This is a genomic window from Thermostichus sp. MS-CIW-26 (assembly GCF_054059115.1).
Window position 1 is genome coordinate 47,254 of the sequence record NZ_JBSSBV010000020.1, and the last position, 7,315, is coordinate 54,568.

Annotated in this window: 7 protein-coding genes; 1 reads left to right on the forward strand and 6 read right to left on the reverse strand. The window is 57.1% G+C overall.

The genetic code is table 11. The annotated features are described in order from the left end of the window. Positions 1–92: 92 nt before the first annotated feature. Positions 93–1,205 (reverse strand): hypothetical protein, encoded by a 1,113-nt coding sequence (locus ACVWZU_RS08375; protein ID WP_457444325.1) that lies wholly within the window; start codon positions 1,203–1,205, stop codon positions 93–95. Positions 1,206–1,324: 119 nt separating this feature from the next. After that, positions 1,325–2,413, reverse strand: coding sequence for an OmpA family protein (locus ACVWZU_RS08380; protein ID WP_457444327.1), 1,089 nt, complete (start codon positions 2,411–2,413; stop codon positions 1,325–1,327). A 256-nt stretch (positions 2,414–2,669) separates the two neighbouring features. Here ACVWZU_RS08380 and ACVWZU_RS08385 point away from each other — a divergent pair, with 256 nt between their 5' ends. Further along, a complete protein-coding gene (locus tag ACVWZU_RS08385; protein ID WP_457444329.1) occupies positions 2,670–3,533 on the forward strand; it encodes an endo alpha-1,4 polygalactosaminidase in 864 nt (287 codons plus the stop codon). A 187-nt stretch (positions 3,534–3,720) separates the two neighbouring features. Here the strand turns inward: ACVWZU_RS08385 and ACVWZU_RS08390 are convergent, their stop codons facing one another. The 4 genes from ACVWZU_RS08390 to ACVWZU_RS08405 all read right to left on the reverse strand — a co-directional run bounded on the left by ACVWZU_RS08390 (position 3,721) and on the right by ACVWZU_RS08405 (position 6,685). Beyond that, positions 3,721–4,374, reverse strand: a complete 654-nt coding sequence (locus tag ACVWZU_RS08390; RefSeq protein ID WP_414406465.1) for a (2Fe-2S) ferredoxin domain-containing protein — start codon at positions 4,372–4,374, stop codon at positions 3,721–3,723. Further along, on the reverse strand, positions 4,313–4,516 hold the full coding sequence (locus ACVWZU_RS08395; RefSeq protein ID WP_041436260.1) for a hypothetical protein: 204 nt from the start codon (positions 4,514–4,516) through the stop codon (positions 4,313–4,315). Before ACVWZU_RS08395 ends, ACVWZU_RS08390 begins: the two co-directional genes overlap by 62 nt. 178 nt (positions 4,517–4,694) lie before the next feature. Then, entirely contained in the window at positions 4,695–6,098 is a 1,404-nt protein-coding gene (locus ACVWZU_RS08400; RefSeq protein ID WP_457444331.1) for a 1-acyl-sn-glycerol-3-phosphate acyltransferase, read from the reverse strand. A gap of 134 nt (positions 6,099–6,232) precedes the next feature. Further along, positions 6,233–6,685: an AbrB family transcriptional regulator gene (locus tag ACVWZU_RS08405; RefSeq protein ID WP_414343799.1), complete on the reverse strand. Its 453-nt coding sequence runs from the start codon at positions 6,683–6,685 to the stop codon at positions 6,233–6,235. Between the last annotated feature and the right edge of the window lie 630 nt (positions 6,686–7,315).

Here is a 7,315-nt window from a genome sequence, read left to right on the forward strand (position 1 = left end):
AAACGCTCTTGGGCAAAGACCCTAGACCCAGAACTTCCCTGCCCAGTCGGCCAGACCAAAGATCCGCAGCAAAAACCCAGCCAGAATTGCAGCTACCGCAACAGTTCCATCCGTACCGCTTCTGCATATTCCAGCAGCTCCGGGGATCCCGTGCCGGAAGCCCGCCACAACATCAAAGCGCTACCCAAATCGGAAGCGGCACCAGCCCTATCCTCTCCCTGGTAAGCGCGCGCCATACCCCGGTAGTAGTACACATCACCTTGGTAAGGCTGCAACTCAAGAGCTCGGCTGAAATCCTGAACGGCCAAATTGAAGTCGCAGATGCTGGCCCACATCAGGCCGCGATGGACATAGGCCTCGAAAAGATCGGCAGCACTTTGATTTTGCTTGGCCAGCTCAATCGCCAGATGCGACACATCAAACGCCGATTCCAGATGGCCTTGTTCGGCCCAGATGCGAGAGCGGATCAAGTGCAATTGCGGGTTGTGATAGGCAATCCGATCCAGGGGAGACAAGGTCGCCAGAGCCTGCTCAGGTTCTTGCAAACGCTCGTGTTGGATTTTGGCCTTGAGCAAATAGGCTTCAGCCAGATAGGGATCCAAAGCAATAGCAATATCCAGATCCCGCAGAGCGGAGCGCATCAGGTAAGCAATGGCAGAAGCATGCTCCGGCTGCGGTAAAGCAGCAGGATCCTCCTGAGACTGACGCCAGAAGTATTGCGCCCGTTGCAGATAAAGCTGCGCATTTCCCGGCTCCTGTTGGATGGACTGGGTTAGCAGCGCCAGCTCATTGGGAAGATCCGCCGGAGCAGAGGATTGAGAGAGAGTGGAATCCTGACGCCGAGGCCGTGCCGGCACGGCAAGGCTTGGGTTGGAACGGCCAACAACCCCCGCGGGCTGGGGATCTGCCTGTTGCGCAAGCCATTGATAGACCTGCTGCTGGTGAGCGAGAGATCGCTGCTCAAGCTGTTGTACCCGTTCTTGCAGTTGGGCTTGCCGCCTGAGCCAAGATTCAGAACCTGGTTCATCTTCAAACAAGGCCTGGGATGAGGGCAGGGAGTGCTCCCAAGCTTGTAGAGAAACCTCAGTGACAGGACTCTGGCTCTTACGAGATGAGGTCAACCAGCCACCTTCGCCGATCAAAAACGGCAAGGACAGCAAACCCAGCAAAGCCGAGCCGGAGAACAGAAGACTGGGCCTAAGCATGGATCCCACCCCTTGAAATAGCTTAGAAGTAAAGAGTTGCCTCTAAACTAGTTCGCCGCAGCCGCAGTGTCCAGACTTTCGGCGATACCCGTCCTGCCCCAAGACCTGGAAACTCCCCTCTAGGGGATTTTGCCACCCGCCAGATCCACCAACTCCACGCGGCGATTCTTCGCCCGGCCTTCCTCAGTGGTGTTGCTGGCCACAGGAGCAGAGAACCCCACACCAACCGGATAGAGTCGACGTTGCTCGATACCCAGCTGAACCAACCGGTTGACAACCGCCTCGGCCCGGCGCCGCGAGAGACCTAGGTTGTAGTCGAAGCTACCGGTTGCATCGGTATGACCGACCACGAGGATGCTGAGGTCGGTGCGCTCGCGCATCAGCTTGGCGATCTCGGCAAGGGTGGGCTCGGCAGCCGCTTCAATCTGATCCGAGTCATAGGCAAAGAGAATGCCGTAGAGGGCGATCCGGCCATCGCGGCTGATGGCTTGATTGATCTCGCCGCTTGTGATGCTTTCAACCAGCTCCAGGCGTTGCTGGCGGGGCTTGACATCGACGACATCCACTCGCCCCAGAGTAATCCCGGTCGGGATCTGCCCACTGCCGCGGGTGATCTCCCAGTCATCGGTATTGACCACAAAGTAGGCGCTCACGAATCGCTCATCGCCTTCGGGGGACTTGCCACGTGCGGCTAAATAGGCAGCAGTGTTTTCTCTGGCGTTTTGAAACGGCCACTGGGCCCGTTCTTCCGGCGTGCTGTAGGTGCCCTTCATATCCAGGATCTCGTCAGCAATCTGGTTGTTGTAGCCGAGGGTCTCAATCTCCTCCCCCAACCCGGAGAAGAGGATCTCAAAGCCGGACTCTTTCAGTTCGGTTTCGTAGTTGAGCAGCGCCTCAAGAGGGGCAACCCGCTCCGGCAGTCGGTAATAGGTCGTGATGCGACGCCCTTCGACAGTTTGAGACCGGTACGGCTGCACAGCTCCCATCGCGCCACTGAAGACGATTTTTTCAAGGGCTAACTTAAAGCGGTCGTAGTCGGCCTGCGATTGAAACACAATGCTGGATCCTGCAAAGCGCTTGAGCCCCGGAGGATCCGCCGTTCCGGGCAGATCGGCCCGAGCCAGCCCCGCCTGGACAAGTAGAGCTGTTAGCGTAGAGAAAATAAAACCTTGCAGGGCATGGCGCCGCAAACCCACGTAAAAAGGCATGGTTGTCTCCCAGGTCTCCGGATCCGTTCCGGGTTTTCTGCCAGGAGTTTACCCTAGAAGGGATCAGAAATGCATATGCATAAAGTTAAGGTCAAGGCAAACTTTGTAGTCATTTAGGATTGAGATGAGATGACTGGGGTACCAAATTCTTCTCGCTTGCTAGGACTAAAAGTTTGGGTATGGGTGGGATGTCCTAGAATAAAGGGGAGAGGGAGCAGGCCACCGTTTTCTTAGCAAGCTGCCGGTGGATACAGGAATGAATCGCGATCTATTGCCCCTGTTGATTGCATTGGCGGCTGGCTGTGGCCTGACTAGCCGCTGGCATCCCCAGAAGGAAGCGGTGTGGCTCTACCAGTTGAGCCAGCCGGTTACAGCGCCCCAGCCGGGGGTAGAGGTCTGTGTCTTGGATCTATTTGACACGCCCCCGGAGACTGTTGCTCTGCTCCAGCGGTCGGGTGCCCGCGTTGTTGCCTATTTTTCAGCCGGGAGTTGGGAAGATTGGCGACCAGACGCTGCGTTGTACCCGGAAAGCGTACTGGGCGCAGCCTACGAAGGCTGGGACAGAGAACGCTGGGTGGACATTCGCGCCCTTGACATCCTGGCACCAATCCTGAGCGCGAGGCTTGATCTGGCGGTGCAGAAGGGATTTGACGGTGTAGACCCGGACAACGTGGACGGCTACCTGAACCCCACCGGCTTTGCCCTCGCACCGGCTCACCAACTCCAGTTCAATCGCTGGCTGGCCCAGGAAGCCCATCGTCGCGGTTTGGCGGTCAGCTTGAAAAACGATCCTGAACAAGCGGCTGCTCTAGAGCCCTATTTCGACTTTGCCGTGAGTGAGTCCTGCTTTGCAGAGGGGTGGTGCGATCTTTGGCAGCCTTTCACGAAAGCCGGCAAGCCGGTGCTCGCCATCGAGTACACAGATGCCTTCACCGAAACTGAGTTCCTGCAACAGGTCTGCTCTGCTGTCCCGGCAGGTCTGCATGCTGTGCTCCACCGCAGGAAACTAGAGGGTTGGGGCGTGTGGTGTGGTGCGGGGATAGCTGTGCCAGGTGTAGCCAAAGATTTGGTTAGCCAGCCAAATCATCAAAGCGCTGATGACCGCCCTTTGGCGAGTTAACCTGGTGCCTGCAATGATGCCGATAGCAACAAAGGGCAGCGTACAGGTATAGGCGATATTGCTCAGGCAGCCAAGGGTGGTGAATAGGCTGGGCCAAGTCTTGGGTAGCCTGTAGCCAAATAGAGGCTGGGATTCGGCGAGGAGCTTCGGGAAGGGCTTGAACAAGCGGCTGTAGGCTGACCATAGGCTAATCTCCTGGGAAAAGATGGGCTTTTAGGGGACAATTCCTAAGCAGGTGCTCGTGGACAAGTTGTCCCGCTACTGGCGGAGTAACCCGCTTGTACCAGGTGCGGTCGCCAGAGTAAAAAACCACCGGTCGCTGTTGGCAAACTTCTAGACAACCTGAGGTTATGACCGGTACATCCAGGTTGACTTCTCGGCGGGCAGATTCCAGAGCTTCCACAACCGGTTGATAGTTGCGGGAAGGATAGCAACGGCTGGAGCGACAGACAGTCTGGATCCCCCACCTGCGGGGCTGGTTCTGGGGATTGAGACGGCGGTAGAGAGCGGCGCGGCTAACCCATCTTTTGCGGCGCAGCTCGGGTGGGGTCTTGCGGTAGGGGCCGCCTTGGTGCTCCTCCAGGCACAAATGCAGGTGCCAAGTTTCGGTGGCCACTGTCAGGTAGCCGTCGTAGAGCATGCACAAAGCCGTCGGCTTTTCAAAAGCCAGCTCCAGCACTCCTCCTTCCACCCCATGACCGAGTTGGATCTCGGCCCAGCGTTCTTGAAACAGCTCGTAGAGCAACGGCCCGAGACAATCAATGTGGGCAGGGATCCCTTCAGCGCCGTCGTCTGGAGCAGCGACGCAGTAACCAACTGGCGGCGGCCCGGTCGCCTTCATCCCATGCCAACCGCTCCACGGCCACCATCACCATCGAGGTGATCACAGCTTCACTTAAATGGCGAGAACGCAAATGCTGCACGGCTGAAGTGGCGGCCTCCAGGTCGCGTCTGCGAATGGCGCGGAGCAGCTCATCAGACATAGACCAAGCCAACGAGCCTCACTTCCTTTCTGCCCCCTTTCTACCCCAAGAGCCAGAAACTTCCCCTTTCCTTCACCTGCTTGTCAGATAATGCAAAAGTTCGTTTTACTTTCACGAAATATCTCACAAGATGTCTCAGGAATTGTTACACTTTTTGCCCCTGAGCCGACTAGGCATGTCAGACAGCAGGGAGGACCGCAGGGGAGCACGGGATCCCTTGGATAAGCCGCTCCATTTCTGCTTGTAAATCTTGGGTGAGGGCTTGTACGGCTTGTCGGCGGTTGGCCTGGTAGGCGGGCCAGCGTTCGGAAACCGAGAGGGGATCCCCAATGCTGAAACGGGCCAGGCGGGGGCCCAAGCGGGGGGGAGCAGTTCCGACGGGATTTTCTCCTTTGATCCAAGCCAGCAGACTCCAGAGGCGCAGGGCGGTTTCCGCCAACTCGTCTAGACTCAAACTGGGCTGCTCGGGCATGGGGCGCACCGCAAACACCATCAAGGTTTCCGCCAAGCGCATGTGCCAGAGGTGAAAACTGGCCTCAGCAGCCACTCGATTGGCCAGCCCCCTCTCCAGAGCCGAGAGACCAGCAATATCGGCAATATCTTCGCGGTAGATCCAGGCCCAGCCCGCCTGTTCGATGCGGTGCCGCCGCTCGATGAAGTCTCCTTGAGGCTCTAGGCCGAAATGTTGCTCGGCCACCCGCAGGGCCAGATCTGACAAGCTTTGAAGACGCGCCAACAGATCCCCCTCTTTAACTTGGGCTCTATCTGCAGCAGGAAGAGCAGGGGCATAGAAGCGCTCATAGAAGGTCTGCATGACCTGGAGCAGGTGTTCTCCCAAGCGAAGGATACGGGCCAGCAAAAAGGCTTGACCGGCGTGAGCCGAGCGCGTGGGCGGCAGCTTGCAATCGGCCTCCATGCGGCTGAGCAATCTATTCAGAGCGGCACTGGGATCCCGCAGGTAGGAATAGCGAAGGCCTACCGGCAAGATCAGCACCTGCTCTGGCCGTCCCGCCTTGTGCAGATCCTCCACCGCCCAAAAGCTCATCTGGGCTACCCCCGGCTCCAACGGGTTGAGAAGACTGCTCATACCGTTGATCGTTCCTTCTGGAGCTACCGCCAGCGGATATCGGCCCGATACAAACTGCTCACGAGAACTTTTTAGCCCTGCCCGATCCAGACGGCCTCGCAAAATCGGGATCCCGCCCAAGCGCGGCAAGCCCCAACGGGCAACGGATCCTAGCCACAGAGGTAGGCCGCGGTCATAAACAAACAAAACGTGGGGTCGGCCCCGAAAGCGGATCCCCTGGCGTTGGGCCACCTGCGGCAGAAGATGGGCAAACAAGTACATCAAGCAGGGGGGATCATCGAGGGTCGGGTGTCGAAACGCCACCAGCAGGCGAATCTTGCCCGCCTCAAACTGCTGATAAAGCTGAGCCAAACGCTCTCCCCTCTCTACTTCAACGCGAGGGATCCCTTTGGTCCATCGCAACCAAAGGGGCAAGCCTGCTTGAGCGAAATGAACGACCCAAGGCGTCAATCGCGGCGGCAAAAACTTGAGGGGTGGCTGAACCTTCTGTTGCATAGGGATCCTTATCTAGGGTCAGAAAGAGGGTGAACCTAGGCTTTGGATCCCATCTTAAAGAGGGCAAAGCGGGAAGAAAGCTGCGCAGTGACAGTTCGTCAACTGGATCCCTTCTCCTCAACCCCAGGAGAGGTTCAAGCCCCAGCAGTTTTTTTTCGGCGACCGCGAGTCGCTTTGGGGGAAGCTTCTTTGCTTGGGGTTGACTCCTCCACCCCCTGGCCGTTTAGCACTTGCTTGAGGTGAATGTGCTTGTAACCCAGCTGAATCTCAAACTCATCCCCAGGCTTGAGATTCATTTTTTCGGTGTAGGCCGACCCAATGATCAACTGCCCATTTTTGTGGACGCTGACTCGAAAGGTTGGTTCACGACCGCGCTTGTCTCGGCTGGAACTTGGGCTGAGACTCAGACCTTTTGCCGCCAGCACCGCGTCATAGAACTCATTCAAGTTGACGCGAGGCTTGTTGGTCTTGGTCATGGTTACATAGCCACATCGCTTTGCCGTTTCTCGGCGCGGAAGATGCCCCAAAGCTTCGACCTTCTGCAGCAGAGCCTTCCCGGTTAAAGGTTGTGGTGGTATATCTGACATTTTTTAATGTCCTACATCCTTCTCTTAAGATCATACCCTTGTGATGTACTCCTGCAACCGAAAGTCGGAGGCTTTTTTGAAGACAGGTTTTTCTCTTGTTCCTTGAGCCAGCAGCTCCGAAGGAAAAACCTCGTCTCCCTCAAGAGGTGTTCCTGCCCTTGCCAAAAGGTGATGGGGGCAAAAAGAACTCAAGCCCTGAAGAGTGCTGGGGCTTTTGTGGATGGAGCTGACAAAAGATCGCCTTGGGGGTAGTACCGCGGTGTAGATCCGACTCACCGCTTTCTACAGCCTCATCCCCACTCGTCGGCTGCCCCAAACTCTGATCACAGCCAGAAAACAGGCTCGACTTTCCAAAAAACCGCCGCTGAGATGGTGATTGCCTTGCGCAAATCGGTCGAAAAGACAGCCAGAGCGGTGTGAAGCTGGATGCCATCAGACCTAGGCCAGCAGGCATTTTTATCTCTTGGCAGAGGCCGGCTACATCTGAGTAATGGCTGAGGGATCCCCTCTTCGGCACTTCTTCAGATGGGAGCGCAGTAAACTACCCGACACCCGCGCTACGCGCAGGGTGCGGGCTTTATCCCAATCCCTAGCGGCCCCAGAGGACAGCTAAGTTTCGGAATTTCAGGC